This is a genomic window from Vibrio sp. JPW-9-11-11 (assembly GCF_013369335.1).
Taxonomy (GTDB): Bacteria; Pseudomonadota; Gammaproteobacteria; order Enterobacterales; family Vibrionaceae; genus Vibrio.
In genome coordinates this window covers 57,473-77,027 of record NZ_SZQJ01000004.1, presented here as the reverse complement: position 1 = coordinate 77,027, position 19,555 = coordinate 57,473, and the positions used below count along the sequence as shown (strand labels likewise).

Here is a 19,555-nt window from a genome sequence, read left to right as displayed (position 1 = left end):
AGCCGCTTAATAAGTCAATCTAACCCAATATCCTCAATCCGCTTGGCAATCAAGCGGCCACACTCTTCTTTCACAATACCTCGGAGCCATTCCTGGGCAGGCGAATGCTCACAACGAGGGTGCCAAATCATTGAATAATCAAACGGCGTAAACTGGAACGGCAACGGCTTTATGACTAAGTCATAACGCTCAGCGACCAGGTAAGCTAAATCTGCAGGTACGGTAATAATAATCGGCATGGTATCGACAATCGCCAGCGCCGCTTCTAAGTGGTAGGCGCGTAGCACCATTTTTCGCTTGGGCTTGCCAGTAAGAGCACCTTCAATGAGCGCTTTCACCCCGTCACTGATGGCTATCATGGCATGCGGATAAGTGAGGTAATCGGCTAGGCTCATCTTCGCATCAGCCAATGGATGCTGTTTTGATAGCAAACATAACACACCCACCCGACCGAGAATCTCGCTACGCAATGGTTCAACCGGACCAATAGGACGGCAAATCGCCAAATCAGCGCCCTGATAGGTTAATTGATCAGAAAGACTATCGTGTTGAAGGGGTAAAAAGTTAAACGAAACGTTAGGCGCTTCTTGATAGATCCGTGGTAGGGCAAACGGCAAGATGGTTTGCATCGCGTAATCGGTGGTCGCGATGGTGAAGGTTTGATCGCAGAGCCTGGGTTCAAACTCAACCGGGGAAAGAAGCAGTCGCAGCGACTCCAACGGCTCGCCTAAGTGCTGGTCAATCTCGAGCGCTTTCTCGGTGGGTATCAAATGCTGGCCCTGCCTGGTAAATAGCGGGTCATGGAGTAACTCACGTAGGCGCCCCAGCACCCGGCTCATCGCAGACTGGCTCAAGTTGAGTCGCAGTGCGGCCTTGCTGACACTGCACTCTTCAATCAATACTCGCAGAGCGACTAACAAATTGAGATCGCGTCGATAAATATCTTCTAGTTCCACATCTAACCATGTTATTTACCAAGATATGGACTGATTGTACCTTTTTCAGGCAAAAAAAATCCCGCTTTTCAGCGGGGAAGCCCAAGAAAACTGGGGATAGTGTCGGAATGTAGTTAAGCGTAGTGTCAAAAACGGAAACAGTTGGAAGGTCTGCTAGCCGTTTTCTTGCTCTTCAGATGCGCTCGGCCAGCGATGCATCTCGAGCCAAATCCCTACCACCGTCGCACCCATACCAAGCAATGGCATAAACGACGATGATTCTGCTGGTGAACGTAAAACAAGAGCGCAAAATGAGATAAAACACAGCACCGAATAGATAGTGAGTCGATCTAAAGCCGTCAACATATTCGCCCTCCCGATTCAAATGTTACCAACTTGTTAACTAAGTTAAAACAAAATGATCACTTTGCCAAGGGGTTATTGAATATTTTTTCTTCGCGGGTATTATCTAGGCCTCATTGAGTAACCAAAGACACGACCATGACATTCAATCCAGAGCAGGCAAATCAAACGCTCGAGGCGCAAGGACTTCGCTGCCCAGAGCCAGTAATGATGGTCAGGAAGACAATCCGCAATATGCAAGACGGTGAGATACTGCTGGTTACGGCCGATGACCCATCGACTACTCGCGACATTCCTAGTTTCTGTCGCTTTATGGATCACCAATTGGTCGATTCACAAACCGACCAACTGCCGTACCAATATCTAATTAAGAAAGGGATGGCCTAGTGCCATTCTAATTGAGCAAGAAAAACGGCAGCCTTGAGGCTGCCGTTTGTTTATTCATCATATTCTAGTGTTCGTATTTCCGATTGCAGCTTCGCGATCTGCTTTTGCATTGCCCGCATTTCGTCGTGCATAGGAATAATGTGCTCAACGCGGATCCAGGCCTCGACGGTTAATCCTGTCAAAATAAATGACCCAGCGACAATCGGTAACCACATATCGGTGAGCACCATCGCCAATAGGCATAGAGCCAAACCAAAAGTGAACAAGTAACTTTGACTGCGTGGGGTCATCCCCATATAACGTGTAAGCATAAGCTTGCCCTCTCGCTATCATTCACAGTGTTACGTTAGCACGGTGATTAAAACGCGAATAGGTCAGCGATCACGTCTCAGAGTGAATCTTTAAGCCAACCTCTCATTAGGCAACCGCATCTAACTTATTCTGTTTTCGCCGATTATCTATCAAGGCAACTAAAACAGTGCAGCGCCAATCGCCAGTGCGACAAACACTAGCGCGGTGATTTTTCGGATTAAAGCGAGCGGCAGTTTTTCTGCAGACAGTTTTCCAATCACCACCACAGGGACATTCGCTAGCAGCATTCCTATCGTTGTTCCCAACACGACCATGGTCAGGGCGTCTGCGTATTGTGCGCCCAGAATTGAGGTCGCAATCTGAGTTTTATCGCCAATCTCAGCGACAAAAAACGCAATGAAGCTAGCAATAAACGGACCTCGATTTGAAATCTGTTCATCGTCATCCAGTTTATCTGGGATCAGAACCCAAGCCGCCATGGCGACAAAACTCACCACCAGCACCCATTGTAAAATTTCAGGCGATAAGTAGTCAGCCACCACCACACCGAGCCACGCCGCTAAAGCATGGTTGGCAAGGGTTGCTAAGAAAATAGCCGCGATGATCGGAATAGGTTTGCGGTACCGACTGGCTAATAAGAGTGACAACAGTTGAGTTTTATCACCAATTTCCGCCAAAGCGACGGTAGTGATAGAGATAGCTAAAACGCTCACGACTTGCTCTTGAGAGGCAGGGATTATTATTTTAACCAAAGACAAACCTCACGCCCCGCCCCGGTTCGTGATGATTTGTCTAAGGTCTTGCTAAACAAAGCGACATTATTGTTGTGTCGTGTCGCACTTTGTCTCGAACGCCATGATGATTTGGCATCAATTATGTTGACGAACGAACCGATTATCCCAGTGTTGATAATTCAGTAAGCTACTCCCCAAAGACGACGAGATTTTATCCGTCTCGCGCGCATAGCTCAAGTGCTAAAGTACAGATTTACTCTCTTTTAAGAAAAATGAGGGGCATAAGGCAAAAAATTTCTATTAAAGGAGATTTTTGCCTAGCAATTAATCAAGATTAGCCCTACTCCCAAGGCGAATATCTCGTTATACTTGATTGTTATTTTTTCTCTATTTTAGACACAACTTTTACTTAAAGAATTGCGCGAATTACTATGCAAAAATACGATATCAAAACCTTCCAGGGAATGATCCTCGCGCTGCAGGATTACTGGGCACAGAATGGTTGTACCATTGTTCAACCGCTAGATATGGAAGTAGGTGCGGGCACGTCTCACCCAATGACCTGTCTACGTGCACTTGGCCCAGAGCCAATGTCGACCGCTTACGTACAACCTTCACGTCGCCCGACCGATGGCCGTTATGGTGAAAACCCTAACCGTCTTCAGCACTACTATCAGTTCCAAGTAGCGCTAAAACCGTCTCCAGACAATATTCAAGAGTTGTACCTTGGCTCCCTTGAAGTTCTTGGTATTGACCCACTTGTTCACGATATTCGTTTCGTAGAAGACAACTGGGAAAACCCAACACTAGGCGCATGGGGTCTTGGTTGGGAAGTGTGGCTAAACGGCATGGAAGTGACTCAGTTCACTTACTTCCAACAAGTGGGCGGCCTTGAGTGTAAACCAGTTACCGGTGAGATCACTTACGGTATCGAACGTCTAGCGATGTACATCCAAGAAGTCGACTCGGTTTACGACCTAGTATGGAACGTCGCACCAGACGGCTCTAACGTCACTTACGGTGATATCTTCCACCAGAATGAAGTAGAGCAATCCACCTACAACTTTGAGCACGCAGACGTTGATTTCCTATTTGGCTTCTTCGAACAGTGTGAAAAAGAGTGTAAAGAGTTGCTTGAGCTTGAGAAACCACTGCCACTGCCCGCTTACGAGCGCATCCTTAAAGCAGGTCACGCATTCAACCTCCTAGACGCACGCAAAGCGATCTCTGTAACAGAGCGCCAACGTTATATCCTGCGCATCCGCAACCTGACTAAAGCCGTTGCAGAAGCATACTACGCATCGCGTGAAGCACTTGGCTTCCCAATGTGTAAAAAAGAACAAGCGTAAGGGGTAGAGTAACATGGCAAAAGAATTTCTAATCGAGCTAGGCACAGAAGAGCTTCCACCAACGCAACTTCGCACTCTAGCAGAAGCGTTCGCAGCAAACTTCGAAGCGGAACTAAAAGGCGCAGACCTAGCGCACCAAGGCGTGAAATGGTACGCGGCTCCGCGTCGTCTCGCCCTTAAGGTTTCAGCGCTAGCTGAAGGTCAAGCGGACAAAGTAGTTGAAAAGCGCGGTCCTGCGGTTTCTGTGGCCTTCGATGCTGACGGTAACGCGACTAAAGCCGCGCAAGGCTGGGCGCGTGGTAACGGCATCACAGTTGAACAAGCAGAGCGTCTAGTGACGGACAAAGGCGAATGGCTACTGTTCAAACAGGAAGTCAAAGGTCAGCCAACCTCTGAAATCATCGTTGATCTTGCAGCGAAAGCACTAGGCAACCTACCTATCGCTAAGCCAATGCGTTGGGGTAACAAAACCACGCAATTTATTCGCCCGGTTAAAACGCTCACCATGCTGATGGGCGCTGACCTTATCGAAGGTGAGATCCTAGGCGTTGCATCAAGCCGCACTATCCGTGGTCACCGCTTTATGGGTGAACAAGAGTTCACTATCGATTCTGCCGAGCAATACCCAGCGATCCTAGAAGAGCGCGGTAAAGTCATGGCCGATTACGAAGCGCGTAAAGCGATCATCCTTGCTGACTCGCAAAAAGCCGCGGCAGCGGTTGGCGGTGTGGCGGACCTAGAAGATGACCTCGTGGAAGAAGTGACCTCTCTGGTTGAGTGGCCAGTGGTTCTTACTGCGAAGTTTGAAGAAGAGTTCCTAAAAGTACCTTCTGAAGCTTTGGTTTACACCATGAAAGGTGACCAGAAGTACTTCCCAGTGTATGACGAAAACAACAAGTTGCTACCGAACTTCATTTTCGTTTCTAACATCGAGTCAAAAGAGCCTCGCTACGTTATCGAAGGGAACGAGAAGGTCGTTCGTCCACGTCTAGCGGATGCAGAGTTCTTCTTCAACACTGACCGTAAGCGTCCGCTTATCGACCGTCTGCCTGAACTCGAGCAAGCCATCTTCCAGAAGCAGCTTGGTACGATCAAAGACAAAACAGACCGCATTACGGCACTCTCTGGCTACATTGCTAAACAAATTGACGCTGACGTCGAGAAAGCAACTCGCGCGGGCCTACTGGCTAAATGTGACCTAATGACCTCTATGGTGTTCGAGTTTACCGATACTCAGGGTGTCATGGGTATGCACTACGCCACACACGACGGTGAAGACCAAGAAGTTGCACTCGCACTTTACGAACAGTACATGCCTCGCTTTGCTGGCGATGAGCTACCAAGCACAGGTATCTCTTCTGCAGTCGCTATGGCAGATAAGCTAGATACGATCGTTGGTATCTTTGGTATCGGCCAAGCACCTAAGGGCTCTGACCCGTTTGCACTTCGTCGTGCGTCATTAGGTGTTCTGCGCATTATCGTTGAAAACGGCTACAATCTAGACCTCGTTGACCTAATTCGTGAAGCTAAGGTTCAGTTTGGTACTAAGCTAACTAACGAAAACGTAGAGAACGACGTGATTGAATTTATGCTTGGTCGTTTCAACGCATGGTACAAAGACGAAGGCTTCAGCGTGGATATCATCCAAGCAGTACTGGCTAACCGTCCAACCAAACCTGCAGACTTCGATCAGCGCGTGAAAGCGGTCTCTCACTTCCGCGAGCTAGAAGCCGCAGAAGCCCTAGCTGCAGCGAACAAGCGTGTGGGTAACATTCTAGCGAAATTTGATGGAGAACTGGCCGCAGAGATCGACCTTGCCCTTCTTCAAGAAGACGCAGAAAAAGCACTCGCTGAAAGCGTTGAAGTGATGACAGAAGCGCTAGAGCCAGCGTTCGCAACAGGTAACTACCAAGAAGCGCTGAGCAAGCTAGCGGGTCTACGTGAGCCTGTTGATGCCTTCTTCGATAACGTTATGGTGATGGCAGATGACGAAGCTCTGAAGAACAACCGTCTCACGCTACTTAATAACCTGCGTAACCTGTTCTTACAGATTGCTGATATTTCTCTGCTGCAGAAGTAACGCCCTACCTGAGCAGTCAGTCACAATCAAAAAGACTCTCGTTCAAGCCCAACTCCTCGGAGTTGGGCTTTGTTTTATCTGTTGCACAGATTTAGTGCTTTTCGTCGCCAACTCATTAAGGTATGTTCAAGGATTACTCTATTGATCAGCCACGCACTGGTCGTTCTCTATATTAAAGCAATGACAACAATGAATTAGGTATAACAAGTAATGCAGTTTTCTAAGTTTGGTGAAAAGTTTAATCAGTATTCAGGTATCACTCAGTTGATGGATGACTTAAATGATGGTCTTCGCACTCCGGGTGCCATCATGCTTGGAGGCGGCAACCCAGCCGCAATTCCGGCCATGCTCGACTACTTCCACCAAACCAGTGAAGAGATGCTCGCGAGTGGCGAACTCGTGGCCGCGATGGCCAATTACGATGGTCCTCAAGGCAAAAATACATTTGTTAAAGCACTCGCTCAATTGCTCAAAGAGACCTACGGTTGGAACATCAGCGAGAAGAACATCAGCCTGACCAATGGCAGTCAAAGTGGCTTTTTCTACCTGTTCAACTTACTCGCGGGCCAGCAACCAGATGGCTCACATAAGAAAATTTTGTTACCGCTCGCCCCTGAATATATCGGCTATGGCGATGCGGGTATCGATGAAAATATTTTTGTTTCCTACCATCCTGACATAGAACTGCTCGAAAACGGCCTGTTTAAATACCATGTCGATTTTGAACAGCTAACCGTGGATGAATCGGTCGCGGCGATCTGTGCTTCTCGTCCAACCAACCCAACGGGTAACGTGCTGACTGACGAAGAAATCCACAAGCTTGATAGATTGGCGCGCGAAAACAACATTCCACTGATCATCGACAACGCCTACGGCCTCCCGTTTCCCAATATTATCTTTGAAGACGTTGAACCCTTCTGGAATGAGAACACCATCCTGTGTATGAGCTTGTCAAAACTGGGTTTACCAGGTGTGCGTTGCGGTATTGTGATTGCCAGTGAAGCCATCACTCAAGCGATGACCAACATGAACGGTATTATTAGCTTAGCGCCAGGTAGTTTAGGCCCTGCGATGGCGAATCGTATGATTGAAAAGGGCGACCTGTTAGAACTTAGTTCGACGGTGATCAAGCCGTTCTATCAACACAAGTCTCAACGTGCGGTTCAATTACTGCAAGAAGCGATTACCGACAAACGCTTTCGTATTCATAAACCAGAGGGAGCCATTTTCTTGTGGCTTTGGTTCGATGAACTGCCCATCACCACGATGGAGCTTTACCAACGCTTAAAAGCACGTGGCGTGTTGATTGTACCTGGCGAGTACTTCTTTATCGGTCAAGCGGACGATTGGGAGCACGCCCACCAATGCCTGCGTATGAACTATGTTCAAGATGACGAGATGATGCAAAAAGGCATCAAGATAATTGCGGAAGAAGTCGAAAAGGCGTACCAACAAGGTTAACACCTAGTTATGACCTGAACTGCGATTGCTTTCCAAGTCGCTTGAACAAGATTCGCTACTAGGAATAAGCACTAGCGCAATGTCTGCGCATACTTGCCACAATCGCTACACAGGTCATGCCTACCCTATAAAGATAGATACAAAAAAAGAGCACCGCCTTTTTCAAGGTAAGGGTGCTCTTTCACTCTTTATCTCACTAGCGAATTGAGACGCTTATTTGCTTTCAATAAGCTTGCTGCCGTTAATCGCAATTTTACGTGGCTGCATCGCTTCTGGGATTTCGCGCTCTAGGTCTATGTGTAACAGACCATTTTCCATGCTAGCGCCCACGACTTTGACGTAGTCTGCCAACTGGAACTTGCGTTCGAAATCACGCTCGGCAATACCTTGGTAAACGTATTGCTTCTCTTCTTCTGCTTTGCGCTCACCTTTAACAATCAGAGTGTTTTCTTTCTGAGTTAGATCGAGTTGCTCTTCAGCAAAGCCCGCTACTGCCATGGTAATACGGTAGTGGTTCTCGTCTTTTTGCTCGATATTGTAGGGAGGGTAACCGCCAGAAGAGTTCTTCGATGTGTTTGCTTCCATCATGTTCAATAGACGATCGAAGCCAATTGCGTTGCGGTAAAGTGGAGTGAAATCTACAGTTCTCATCATGCTATCCTCTTAATAAGCAATAGTCTTAGCCGTGAGTTTGCGCCGATCTATCTGGTATAGACCGTTGCCGACTAAGGGATTCGTTCACTACTCCTCGGGTTCTGTTCACTCTGGGACCTAGTGTCGAATCAAGTTCAATTGTGTGCCTGCAAGGTCATCCTCTAGTGAGCGATGCCTGTTCAGCGATTCCAGAGGTCTGTTTCTTCTCTCGTGAGCAAGACAGCTTTCCCCTTCACCAATAGATATGTGGATTGAGCAAAAACCTTTCAAGGGAATCGCTTAAAATTTTTTTATTTTATTTTTTCAATGCATTAAACAGATTCACCGCGCTAGAATCATCGCCTCCTACCTTCAACCATCTCATTCTCCAGAGCGATCTTGCGCCAACGAAAAAATCCCCACCAACAAAATTGGCGGGGATGATCATACGCTATCAGAATAGTTTACTTGTCTATCTTATTGTCAAAAGACTTCACACTCACGCAAGTGAATGATGACTTGCCGATAACTCGAAATTTAGCCCAACCAATTCAAGCGTATTTCGTTTTGATTTCTAAAAACAGACAAAGTGACATCTTGCTGTTGCCAAGACTCATTTTCCAAGCAGTGAATTAAATCTTGAATATTACCGATTTTGGTACTTTCAAAAGGCGTATTGGCTCTTAGGATCACATCTCCTTTTCGAAACCCAACCTTATTCCACTTGCTGTACAAACTAAAGTCTAAAACAATGACCCCTGATAAGTCTTCGAGTCCGAGCGAAGAGAGTTCGCCCATCGTTTCTACGTTCTTACACTTGGCATCCAGATAATCATAACCTTGAGACAAATCCACAGCACTGCTTCTCAAATCAATATCAGCAAATACTGGTTTTTCAGCCAAACCAGACAACCTAGGTAACGTCACCCCAAAATCATTATAATCGAAACGATTGAAGCCCAGTTGATACACTGGAGAACTGTCTGAGATCGCTATCGTTTGGTTATCTAACGTTAAAAAAAGTGGATCGCCTGAGATGGAGTTTAAGTCGACACCTTTGTCCTTCATTTTTAACAGCGATTGTTCATCGGTAAAAAAGTTATAGTCAACACAGCTTCCCCAACTTTTTAACCGAATATCTTGATGTGGCTCCACCACGATATTTCGTTCAAATACATCTTCGCTATTTTCAAACCAAACATGAGGGTGAAAACCTGAGTTCAACAATATATTGTTATAGACACGTCTGCGCATACCTTCTCTTAACTTAATACCGCCAGACAAGGTAATATTGTTATAAATATCATAGTTTGAGCAACCGTCATCCAGGTCGATATCCCAACCGTGGTCACACTGAAAACGGTTATTTCTTATGGTAATGGTATCGACCGCATCCAGTTGCCAGATATCGGGACAATCCTTGATCCGTTGGCCGGTTTCATCGATATCCGCTTGCCAAAACCTGTCTCTTCCCCAGCCGTTAAATGCACCATGGTCATGTGTTTCTAACACGGTATCAAAGACGTCATTGTGCTCGATAACATGCCCACCCCAGGTACCGTCATTGACGTTAATACCGGCCCGTGGAACTCGATAGATACTGTTATTTTTAACCGTAATATGGGAACACATGGAGAGTTGAACACCCGCGACTTGCTTTTCAACTAAACCAATATCATGGATAAGGTTCTGTTCAACTGTGCAGTGTTTGGGGTAACAGTCCGCTTTGGGGCCTGGAGTATAATCAAGCTTATCCAACGCTATAAAATCACTGTATGAAAAACAGGGCGAGCGCACCGCTCTAGGGTCACCAATCACATTGATGCCCCCCGCCCCAATGTGTTCAATTCGATTGCCTCTAACGGATATATGACGACAATAACGGCTTAAAGTGATCGCATTGCCACCAATATTGTGAAAATCGCAGTTGTTTATTTGGCAGTGTTTTGCATTTTCTATCAATATGGCCCCGCCGCGATGAATACACCAATCCCCGCGCAATAACGGTTCATCAGTCGCCATGAATGAATAGCCAGTATTCTTTAACTGAATGTTCTCTATGACAAGATTTTGTACAGGACTTGCTTCTTTTCCTCGCAGCTCAAATAGGCGATCCACTCTAGAGACAGAAAACGTCGCTTTGGATATATCGAGGTTTTGTGGGGGATAAAAATATAGCCAACACTCTTGTGAATCAAAATACCATTCCCCTTCACTATCGAGCTCTTCAAAGATATTCTCGACGAAAAGAAACTCTCGATGCATTGGTGAAGGGCGGTTGTTTTGCCAGCCACCACGAGTAATCAGTTCTCCTTCACTATTCTTTCCAATAATCTCATAGTGCATACCTCCCCAGCGACTTGCATGCTGAGCGTGGATAACGCCGCCTTTGGGGTGACGCCAAGATGAAATGCGCGACGGCTCAAGAGCATCTTTTGAATAGCCGTTATAAATTGACTCATTGTTATCAAAATTCGGATATCTAGCTCGAATCTGTGGTTCATCATTGACAAAAAATCGCTCGAAGCTTTCACCATTGAGCTTAGCTCTAATGATGTTTTCATCGTAGCGTTCCCAGTGTAACTCGCAGCTCACTGAGCCCGATAAGACAGCGGGATTTTGCGGATCATTAGAACGAAGAATGATGGGGGAGCCTTCACAGCCAGAAAAGCTCTCATCTAATACAATAGGCGTGTTAATTTCATAAACACCACTGCCTAAGTCAATGACAACGGGTTGGCCTTTACCTTTAAGCTGCTGCGCTTTTTGTAACGCTTCAATAATACTGTTTTCGTCTTTCTTTGCTGAGCGACACACTGGGATGGAAATGCAATTACTTAAACCTGCGTCAGATAAACCTTCAAACATACAACTTGCTTACATGAAAATAAAAACAACCTTCCCTTTAGTGGTTCAGGGAAGTATATGAAAAAAAGAGATACCCAGAATCCTGGATATCTCTTTGTATGACTCGGTCTTAGCCTATTGCTGTTCTTTCCACAACTGAGCCGTTCTCATTGGGCCAGGAGAGGCAATACCGTAAGAGTTCGGTACCATGGTATCGGCATTTCTGACGTTGTTTTTGATGATCACACCTTCATCCAACGCGGCCACGGTTCCAATTTGGTAAAAGTGCTCTTTGCTGATTTTGAGTATTTCACCCATCAACTTATTGTGCTCTTCTTGCGAAGCCGTTTTACCCATTTCTCGGTATAGTTCGATTTGCTTTTTGACGTGAGCTGGTGGCTCGACTGCATCTACGTGATTTGGGTCTGTCATCCAGTAGTAGTAACCAATTCCCCAAGTGGAAGACGGGTTTTGCACGCCGTAATCACGGAAGGTATCCAACAGACCAACACTCGCCCCACCCGCGCCAGGCAGCATATCGTAGCCATTAGACAGCATCAGGGTGCCTAAGTAGGAGTTTTCGACAATCTTAATATCAAAGAACACGCCCACTTTAGCCCAGTCACGTTTGACCATTTCTAGAATGTCAGTCTGCTCACCGACATAACGCTGGGCGACGGCAGCATCGATTCTGAGTCGTTTACCCGTTTTATCCAAGCGGTAGCCTTCGCTGTCTCTCTTAGATAAACCAATTTGATCAAGCATTTGATTCGCTTTTTCGACATCGTACTCGGTGTACTGCGTCATGAACTCCTTATCAAAGAAATTGGATTTCTCTGAAGGTGCCGATTGTAGCGGCGCAACCGCACCTGCGTACATGGTTTCCGAGATCGCTTCACGATCGATCGCGTGTGATAAAGCCACGCGGAAATCTTTGTTTCTAAACAGCTCTCGCTTGACCGGGTCTTTGGAGGTTTGGTTAAACGGTAGTGTCATCGCCGTAGCGGCAGTCGTTGGACGAAACTCATAGCGATAACCACCTTTTTCTTGGTTCTCCATCATCATTGGACGGTACATGGCCACACCAATGTGACGTGTTTGGAAGTCAGTTTCACCCGCTGCCGCGCGCAGCACCAATTCTTCTTTATTCTCAGAGTATGAGAAGTACACTTCATCCAAGTAAGGGAGTTGATTGCCGTCCGTATCGACCATGAAGTAATACGGATTGCGTTCCCATGTCGCGTATTGAGTATCTGGCCCTGGTACTACTTTGACTTTCCAAGCATTAATGGTTGGACGATCAGGGTTAGTGTGGCTTTCCATAAAGTAGATAGCACGACACTTGGTTTGGAAGTATTGCTGCCAGTTGTCAAAGCCAGCAGATTTCGCGTTTGCTTCTGCTTGCTCGTTAAACTCAGGAATAAACTGTTCACAATAGTGTTTAGGGAACTGAACAATATTGGAGCCGTCTGTGTTGGCCAGTTTGCGTAAAAACATCCCATCGGGTTTGCTCAGTGTAATTTTTACCGTGTGATCATTGATCACTTCAGCGCTCGCATCCCCAACTGAACGAGCAAAAAACGGACGATTTCCCGACCAATCGGCACGATTCATCAGGTCTATGTAGAATTTAATGTCATGGGCACCAAATGGGTGACCATCAGACCACTTCATGCCTTCGCGCAACGAAAGCGTATATTCGGTTAAGTCTTGGTTCACTTCATAACCGGTGGCAATATTGGGTTCAATGCCCGTATAGCTGCGGTTAAAGTTAAACAGGTTGTCGTACTTCAAAAGACGCATGCGATGGCCATTATCTTTTTTCATCCCCAATAATTTTAATTGGCCACCGTATTGACCAATGCTTTCAATGGGTTTAAGTACAAATGGTTCAGAAGGCAATCGCTTTTCTACCGAAGGGAGTTGCCCCTTCGAAACCAAATCTTTCAGCATTGGCGCTTCATTATAAACAGCAGCATTCGCTGGCAATGACAATGAGATTCCCATTGCAACAGCAGAAAGCTGAGCAATAACTTTTAAACTACGCATAAATCTCTCCAGGCGTTTCACGTCCATATTATAGGTAAAAATTCGTTTCTTTTAATTCAAAAAGAGATTTCATTTTATTTGCGTAGATTATTCTCATGCGACTCCTAGCTGGAAACTGTGATTGTATTCTCAGAGAAACCACCCAAGCTTTAACTGGATCACACTTATTACCGCTTTGCCCACGCCCGATTCTTCCTCGTTGCCGCCAAAACGGGCAATCTCGTATTGCGCTTCCTTGCTTAGACGGTTGGATTTCGTGAACAAATTCACAGACAACTTAGAGAGAAAGGCTCAATCCTCCCTTAAATTTTAAAATGAACCATCGTTTTATTTTTAAAGGAAGTTAGGTATGACAGTAGGTGAACTCGCAGGCGAGAGCAGCAATACACACGACAATGACAGAGACAATTTTACCGGTGTCTCATCCGAGGGCTTGGCACGATGGAAAAGCAATACCTTTGGTATGTTTGTTCACTGGGGATTGTATTGTCATCAGAACTTAGCCGGTTTTTATCAAGGTAAGTATTACGACATCATCAGTGAGTGGTTGCCCTACTCAGCCAAGATCCCGATGGCGACTTACCAAGACTATGCGCGCACCTTTAATCCACACAAGTTCAATGCCAACGCCTTAGTGGAGATGGCGAAACAAGCGGGTATGAACTATTTGGTGATCACCGCCAAGCACCACGATGGTTTTGCCATGTATCACAGCCAAGTCGATGATTTTAACATCCATCAACAAACCCCATTTGCTCGTGACCCACTCAAAGAAATCGAGCAAGCTTGTCGTCAGCAAGACTTAGATTTGGGTTTCTATTACTCTCATGCCATTGATTGGCACCACCCTACCGCCTACAGCTTGGCGCCGAACAATTGGGACCATCAACAAGACCAATGGGAGCAAAACGGCTATCAAGCGTATTGGCAAAACAAATGCCTGCCTCAGGTCAAAGAGCTGTTAAGCGACTACGGTGATCTGTGCTCATTGTGGTTTGACATGGGTGGGTTTGACATTGCCCCTGACGCTCACCATGTCGAGCAAGTGACCCAGCTAATGGAATCCATTCGCGACATTCAACCTCACACGGTTGTGAACAGCCGAGTAACCAGTGATAAGTTAGAGCACCAAGTAGATTGGGACATCAAAACGGGTCACGACAACTACATGGAGCCACTGCCCGTTAAACCCTACTTTTGGGAAGGTATCTCAACCACCAATGACAATTGGGGCTACAGCCGCTCTGATCTCAATCCAAAGTCAGCAAACTCGTTGATCAACCAATTGTGCTGCAGCGTAAGCCGCGGCGGCAACTTTCTGCTCAATGTTACCTTAACGCCCGAAGGTCAAGTTCCAATCGAAATGACCGAAATACTAAGTGAAATGGGCCAATGGATGGACATCAACCAATCCGCGGTCATCGATACAGAAGCCTCACCATTTTCGACTGGATTCAACTGGGGAGTCGTCACTCACGATCCAACACAGCGTACTCTGTATCTGATTTTACAGCGCTCGCCAGAACACAACCAGATTCAGCTTCATCAGCTCAATAACTCGGTGATCGCTATCAGCGAACTCTCGGGTAGCCTGGCTTCACAGCACCTCGCGGTCCTACAAAGGAACGACGATGACGACAGTATGACCACGACCATTACATTGCACCGAGAGTGCAATTTCAACCAAGGTCCAACCGTACTCAAACTGCAATACGAGGGGGAGTTAAGTTTAAACCATCGAGTGGCGCAAGATCGCTTGCACAAAGTACGTTTAGATGCCTTAAACGTCACGACAAACCATTCTGAGTCGCCCGTCTACCACTGGACCTTCACCGTCAATCAACCCGGCCGTTACTGTGTCGACTTAGCCAGCTTAGAGTCTCGACATCATAAAACGCCAGGTTGGGAGCACTACGGAAAAACGGGGTCGATTGCGTGTGGTGATCAAACGCTGGATTTTTCACTCAATCCTGATGCCATCTTACACAACGATACGCAAATCCCTTGGAAAACCGTGGTCAGCGAATTGGGTGAGCTAGAGTTCTCCCAAGCCGGTGAGTATCAATTAACCCTATCCGGCTTCAACCTTGGTATTGATCACTACGCCAAATACGGTGACCAAGTCGTGAATCTAGATTACCTATTGATCCGACCAAGACGCGCCAGCCACTAACCCCACCGTAACGTGCAAGTATGCCTGCGCCGCACTCAAAGGATAAGAAGTCTTAACCTAGGCGCAGGCGATATTGCCACCAGCGGCGAATGGCAGGAGTGGAGAGGCATGAACACCCGCACCTCCCGATAGTAAGGGGATTTATCAATAGGAAAACCGATGGTGAAGACTATCCAAGAGAAGAACACACCACACTCCGAGCGATTACCAGCCAAAGGCTCGTTTGACACCAATACGCAAAAAGCGGCGATGCACAGTGCGATTGATGAGCTTAATGGCAAATTGTGTCGCGAATTACTGTCACAGTCTGAAGCGGACTTTTCCTTAGTCGATTGCATCGCTCTGCAAAATACCCAAGGAAAATGGCGAGACATCGAGTACTTGCCTGTCAGTGGCGCATTATGGCCCGCTTTTGCACACTACTCTCGCCTTTTGCAACTGCTTAAACATCACGTATTGTCACCCACTCAGCAAAGCGAGCGCTGTATTGAGAGAGCCATTGGCTATTGCGCTCACATCGTCAAGCCCTCTCAAAGTTGGTGGTGGAATGATGTCGGGCTACCACAAATGGCAGGGCACATTGTATGTTTGCTATCTCGTTACTTACCCCAAATTAATCCACAAACCTTAAATCAGTCATTGAGCCAACAACTGGCCCAAACCTTCAAAACTGGAGCGAATCGGGTAGATATTGCCTATGCATTTTTGCTCACTGGCATAGCAACCAACAACACCGACATAGTCGCAAGCGCGCTCAAAGAGATTGAAAGCAGTATTTTTGTCAGTGTTGACGAAGGCATACAACCCGATTTTTCTTTTCATCAACACGGCGCTCAGCTTTATATGGGTGGCTACGCGGAAGCGTTTTTAAGTAAAACATTGCTGGTCGCATTTCTAGCACATCAATCCCCTTGGCAGTTTTCGGCCCAAAAAGTGCGAGTGCTTTACCAATTGATGACCGAAGGGTTTAGTTGGATGAACTACCGAGACACGATTGACTTTAATGTACTCGGTCGCGGAATAGCCCGCCCTGCGCGTGCCCATCACAACACGCGAAAACACCTCCAATACTTAGCATCCATGCTGCCAGAGCATCAGTTACACCTTGACCAACAACTCGACCATTTAGCGGGGGGAGCCTCGCCACTGAAAGGCTTTAAGCACTTCTGGCGAAGCGATTATTCTAGTTGGCAAACCGGACACGGCTTTATTGGTATTAAAATGAACTCAAGCCGAACCAAACCCACTGAATCTGGTAACTTAGAAAATCTAAAGGGCTACTGGTTAGGGTTTGGTAGTACCCAGATTGCCTGTCACGGTAACGAATACCATGGAATTTTCCCGGCTTGGGATTGGCGTAAAATTCCCGGAGTCACCGCCCCCAACAAAACCTGGCAACCCGCCGAATGGGGAACTATTGAGCAACCCGAGAGTCATTGGGTAGGCGGGTTGACGACGCCATTAGGCGGAGGCTCAACCATGCAGCTCGACGTTTTGCTGCCCGACGGAAGCAAACTTACGGGGCTAAAAACCTGGTTTGTGATCGATGAAGTGATGATCGCGCTCGGCGTTAATCTTTCTCACCCAGAGCCCCTTTGCACCACGATTAATCAATGTTTGGCCACCGAACACTGTCTGGTGGATGGGCATAAAGTCGACGCCCCCCTTGACCAGCACCCCGTCCATCAGCACTTGTTACACGATGGAGTGAACTACCTATTACTCGACGATAGCCAAGCTGAGCTCAAGATTGAGACTCAAACAGGTAGCTGGCACAGCATTAACGCCAATGATGACAAAGAAACGGTCGAACAACGTGTGATGACGCTGGTAATAAAGGATCAATCACGTTACGCCTACGCGGTAAGCTTTGATTCGCAGATCACGCACCAGCTGATTGAAAATCGACGATTTACCGTCAGTAATACTGAGAGCGCCCAATGGGTGTGGGATACTCAAACTCGCCGCTTATTGCTTGTTTGCCACACGGCGCAGCAGATCGATATCACCGACTCACTATCCATTTATATCGAGGGCGCAGGCTTCATCATGTATGACCAAGCCAATGGTCAAATGTGGTTCAGCACGCCAGGAGAAGGGAATAAACCCGTACGGGTTCACGTGACACAGCAAAAAGACACAACGATGTACCACGCATACCCCTCGGGTGATACATCGCTGCTAGGCCAAACCGTGGCCATGGAAAGAGTCAAGTAAACCAGCGAGCCAAATGGCTCGCTTCTTTATCGACAGGCTATAAACTCGCAAGGTAGAGCGCGTTCACCTGCTGTGCATTTAATGGACGCGGGTTGCCCCCCATACACACGTCATCCAGTGCTTTTTGAACCCATCCATCAATATCTGACGGCTGAATACCGAGTTCAGCAAACCCTGAAGGGATCCCCACTTGCTGTGATAACTTGCGAATGAGTGTTATCGCCAACTCTGCCGCTTGTTGATCGTCCAGTCGAGAGGTATCACCCCCCATCGCTTCCGCAACGGCGCGATACGCCTTCGGTTCGGTTTGCGCATTGAACTCTGAAACAATCGGCAGCAAAATGGCATTGCAGACGCCATGCGCTAGGTTGTGGGTCGCGCCCGGTTGATGAGCCAAAGCATGCACCGCACCGAGACCGGCTGAGTTAAACGACATCCCAGCCAAGAACTGTGCGTCGGCCAAACTGGCCCGTGCGTCAATATTGCTGCCATCCTTTACGGCCTCAGGCAACCATTGAGTGATTAACCTGACCGCCTCTAGGGCCGTTGGTAGAGTTAATCGATGTGCACCCGGAGTAACAATAGATTCAATGGCGTGAGTCAACGCATCCATCCCGGTTGCGGCGGTGACCGCTGCGGGCAAGTCGATCATGAGTGAAGGGTCATTCACCGCCACATCAGGTATCTGTTTGGCATCGACTAATACCATTTTGACTTGGTGTTTTTCATCGGTAATTACAGAATTAGAGGTCATTTCTGCGGCTGTACCGGCAGTGGTATTAATGGCGATGAAAAAATGGCCGGGATTTTTCACCAAGCCCACCCCATTGTAATCACAAATATCACCACTATTGGTGGTCATAATGCGGATGGCTTTAGCACAATCGATAGGGCTACCACCGCCGACCGCAATAAAAGCATCACACTGATGCTCTTGAAAGAACTCAACCCCCGCACGCACAAGACTTGCCGTTGGGTTTGGCGTCACAGCATCAAAGGTTTTGTACTCAAATCCTTTTTCATCTAATGCTTGATATAGCGACTCCAACACGCCAAGGTCTATCAGGTTTTTATCAGTAACAATTAATGGTTTTTTGATCGGTTGCTGCTCCAAAACAGCGACCGATTCCGCCACCGAGCCAACGCCTGACAGCGTCAGCTTGGGAAGATTTAAGGCGAAAGTAGACATAAATACCTCGAAGTCAAAGTTTAAAAAAGCCCGCTATTTAGCAGGCTGAACAAGATTATTTTTCGACACGCAAACCATAGGTTTTGAACTTTTCTAACACGTGGTCCATTTCTGATTTAGGCAACACGGGCACTTCGGCTTGTACCGACAAGCACTTGAGGTACAAGTCAGCCAGAACTTCCGTTTCATGGGCTAACCACAAAGCTTTTTTAAGGTTTTCTCCCACCGTAATCATGCCGTGATGTTGCAGTAAGATGGACTTACTTTGCTTAATGCCCTGCTCGACATACCTCGCCAACTCAGGGCTGCCAAACGTCGCGTAAGGAACACAAGGAATTTCGTTTGTCCCCGATGCGGCAACCATATAGTGAATAGCTGGGATTGAACGGTTAAGAATCGAAACCGCCGCGCTGTTGATCGCATGATTGTGAACCACGGCAAAACAATCTTCTCTTGCTTGGTAACAGGTCATATGAAACGCCCATTCACTCGAGGGAATTTTACCGTCTTCAAATTCGCCATCATCGCTAACAAATACAATCTGCTCTGGCGTTAACTTGTCGTATTCGATCCCTGTTGGCGTGATCAACATGCCGTTTTGGTAACGGACTGACACATTGCCCGCCGTGCCTTGGTTCAGACCCAGTCGGTTCATTTCAAGACAGGTTTCGATAATTTCTTCAGATAACTCGGATCTTTCTACTGACATCTTTTTTTCCTAAAACTGGCGTAACGCCTTTTCAAAATACTGCTTCCATACTTTGCGCTTTGGCCGGTAAGTGCCACGGCAAAGCAACATTCAACGTGCTGATAGCGCTGACATCAC

At 47.1% G+C, this 19,555-nt stretch carries 15 protein-coding genes; 6 read left to right on the top strand and 9 right to left on the bottom strand.

Translation table 11 applies throughout. The features are described from left to right. Positions 1–14: 14 nt before the first annotated feature. A complete protein-coding gene (locus FCU94_RS02920) occupies positions 15–956 on the bottom strand; it encodes a LysR family transcriptional regulator (protein WP_176287057.1) in 942 nt (313 codons plus the stop codon). A gap of 153 nt (positions 957–1,109) precedes the next feature. After that, positions 1,110–1,301, bottom strand: a complete 192-nt coding sequence (locus FCU94_RS02915) for a hypothetical protein (RefSeq protein ID WP_071985918.1) — start codon at positions 1,299–1,301, stop codon at positions 1,110–1,112. Between the two features lie 135 nt (positions 1,302–1,436). Here FCU94_RS02915 and tusA point away from each other — a divergent pair, with 135 nt between their 5' ends. Further along, a complete protein-coding gene (gene tusA, locus FCU94_RS02910) occupies positions 1,437–1,685 on the top strand; it encodes a sulfurtransferase TusA (RefSeq protein ID WP_176287056.1) in 249 nt (82 codons plus the stop codon). A gap of 50 nt (positions 1,686–1,735) precedes the next feature. Here tusA and FCU94_RS02905 read toward each other — a convergent pair whose 3' ends face one another. Together FCU94_RS02905 and FCU94_RS02900 are read right to left on the bottom strand one after the other, a co-directional pair. Next, positions 1,736–1,996: a hypothetical protein gene (locus FCU94_RS02905; RefSeq protein ID WP_176287055.1), complete on the bottom strand. Its 261-nt coding sequence runs from the start codon at positions 1,994–1,996 to the stop codon at positions 1,736–1,738. 159 nt (positions 1,997–2,155) lie between these two features. Then, complete coding sequence (locus FCU94_RS02900; RefSeq protein ID WP_176287054.1) at positions 2,156–2,710, bottom strand: TMEM165/GDT1 family protein; 555 nt, start codon at positions 2,708–2,710, stop codon at positions 2,156–2,158. 452 nt (positions 2,711–3,162) lie between these two features. Between FCU94_RS02900 and glyQ the strand changes: the two genes are divergently transcribed. The 3 genes from glyQ (at position 3,163) to FCU94_RS02885 (ending at position 7,621) form a co-directional block, all read left to right on the top strand. After that, complete coding sequence (glyQ, locus tag FCU94_RS02895; protein ID WP_176287053.1) at positions 3,163–4,080, top strand: glycine--tRNA ligase subunit alpha; 918 nt, start codon at positions 3,163–3,165, stop codon at positions 4,078–4,080. 13 nt (positions 4,081–4,093) lie between these two features. Next, the gene (glyS, locus tag FCU94_RS02890; protein WP_176287052.1) at positions 4,094–6,160 is read left to right on the top strand and encodes a glycine--tRNA ligase subunit beta; all 2,067 of its coding nucleotides are present in this window, start codon (positions 4,094–4,096) and stop codon (positions 6,158–6,160) included. Between the two features lie 210 nt (positions 6,161–6,370). Beyond that, positions 6,371–7,621, top strand: a complete 1,251-nt coding sequence (locus FCU94_RS02885; protein WP_176287051.1) for a valine--pyruvate transaminase — start codon at positions 6,371–6,373, stop codon at positions 7,619–7,621. A gap of 213 nt (positions 7,622–7,834) precedes the next feature. On the opposite strand, the gene FCU94_RS02880 is transcribed toward FCU94_RS02885, so the two are convergent. From FCU94_RS02880 to FCU94_RS02870, 3 genes are all read right to left on the bottom strand, one after another. After that, positions 7,835–8,272, bottom strand: coding sequence for an Hsp20 family protein (locus tag FCU94_RS02880; RefSeq protein ID WP_176287594.1), 438 nt, complete (start codon positions 8,270–8,272; stop codon positions 7,835–7,837). 519 nt (positions 8,273–8,791) lie between these two features. Continuing rightward, positions 8,792–11,122: a right-handed parallel beta-helix repeat-containing protein gene (locus FCU94_RS02875; protein WP_176287050.1), complete on the bottom strand. Its 2,331-nt coding sequence runs from the start codon at positions 11,120–11,122 to the stop codon at positions 8,792–8,794. A gap of 114 nt (positions 11,123–11,236) precedes the next feature. After that, on the bottom strand, positions 11,237–13,108 hold the full coding sequence (locus FCU94_RS02870) for an ABC transporter substrate-binding protein (RefSeq protein ID WP_441351736.1): 1,872 nt from the start codon (positions 13,106–13,108) through the stop codon (positions 11,237–11,239). A gap of 391 nt (positions 13,109–13,499) precedes the next feature. On the opposite strand from FCU94_RS02870, the gene FCU94_RS02865 reads away from it, so the two are divergent. Together FCU94_RS02865 and FCU94_RS02860 are read left to right on the top strand one after the other, a co-directional pair. Next, positions 13,500–15,323: an alpha-L-fucosidase gene (locus FCU94_RS02865; protein WP_176287048.1), complete on the top strand. Its 1,824-nt coding sequence runs from the start codon at positions 13,500–13,502 to the stop codon at positions 15,321–15,323. A 159-nt stretch (positions 15,324–15,482) separates the two neighbouring features. Further along, positions 15,483–17,540: a polysaccharide lyase family 8 super-sandwich domain-containing protein gene (locus tag FCU94_RS02860; protein ID WP_176287047.1), complete on the top strand. Its 2,058-nt coding sequence runs from the start codon at positions 15,483–15,485 to the stop codon at positions 17,538–17,540. Positions 17,541–17,577: 37 nt separating this feature from the next. Here FCU94_RS02860 and FCU94_RS02855 read toward each other — a convergent pair whose 3' ends face one another. Both FCU94_RS02855 and FCU94_RS02850 read right to left on the bottom strand, forming a co-directional pair. Then, positions 17,578–18,729, bottom strand: a complete 1,152-nt coding sequence (locus tag FCU94_RS02855; protein ID WP_176287046.1) for an iron-containing alcohol dehydrogenase — start codon at positions 18,727–18,729, stop codon at positions 17,578–17,580. Positions 18,730–18,784: 55 nt separating this feature from the next. Continuing rightward, positions 18,785–19,438 (bottom strand): L-fuculose-phosphate aldolase, encoded by a 654-nt coding sequence (locus tag FCU94_RS02850; RefSeq protein ID WP_176287045.1) that lies wholly within the window; start codon positions 19,436–19,438, stop codon positions 18,785–18,787. Positions 19,439–19,555 lie beyond the last annotated feature (117 nt).

Excerpts from the sequence above, each read along its gene's own strand:
- FCU94_RS02915 (WP_071985918.1), bottom strand. The coding sequence starts at position 1,301 with ATGTTGACGGCTTTAGATCGACTCACTATCTATTCGGTGCTGTGTTTT.
- tusA (WP_176287056.1), top strand. The coding sequence starts at position 1,437 with ATGACATTCAATCCAGAGCAGGCAAATCAAACGCTCGAGGCGCAAGGA.
- FCU94_RS02905 (WP_176287055.1), bottom strand. The coding sequence starts at position 1,996 with ATGCTTACACGTTATATGGGGATGACCCCACGCAGTCAAAGTTACTTG.
- glyQ (WP_176287053.1), top strand. The coding sequence starts at position 3,163 with ATGCAAAAATACGATATCAAAACCTTCCAGGGAATGATCCTCGCGCTG.
- glyS (WP_176287052.1), top strand. The coding sequence starts at position 4,094 with ATGGCAAAAGAATTTCTAATCGAGCTAGGCACAGAAGAGCTTCCACCA.
- FCU94_RS02885 (WP_176287051.1), top strand. The coding sequence starts at position 6,371 with ATGCAGTTTTCTAAGTTTGGTGAAAAGTTTAATCAGTATTCAGGTATC.
- FCU94_RS02880 (WP_176287594.1), bottom strand. The coding sequence starts at position 8,272 with ATGAGAACTGTAGATTTCACTCCACTTTACCGCAACGCAATTGGCTTC.
- FCU94_RS02875 (WP_176287050.1), bottom strand. The coding sequence starts at position 11,122 with ATGTTTGAAGGTTTATCTGACGCAGGTTTAAGTAATTGCATTTCCATC.
- FCU94_RS02870 (WP_441351736.1), bottom strand. The coding sequence starts at position 13,108 with ATGGGAATCTCATTGTCATTGCCAGCGAATGCTGCTGTTTATAATGAA.
- FCU94_RS02865 (WP_176287048.1), top strand. The coding sequence starts at position 13,500 with ATGACAGTAGGTGAACTCGCAGGCGAGAGCAGCAATACACACGACAAT.
- FCU94_RS02860 (WP_176287047.1), top strand. The coding sequence starts at position 15,483 with ATGGTGAAGACTATCCAAGAGAAGAACACACCACACTCCGAGCGATTA.
- FCU94_RS02855 (WP_176287046.1), bottom strand. The coding sequence starts at position 18,729 with ATGTCTACTTTCGCCTTAAATCTTCCCAAGCTGACGCTGTCAGGCGTT.
- FCU94_RS02850 (WP_176287045.1), bottom strand. The coding sequence starts at position 19,438 with ATGTCAGTAGAAAGATCCGAGTTATCTGAAGAAATTATCGAAACCTGT.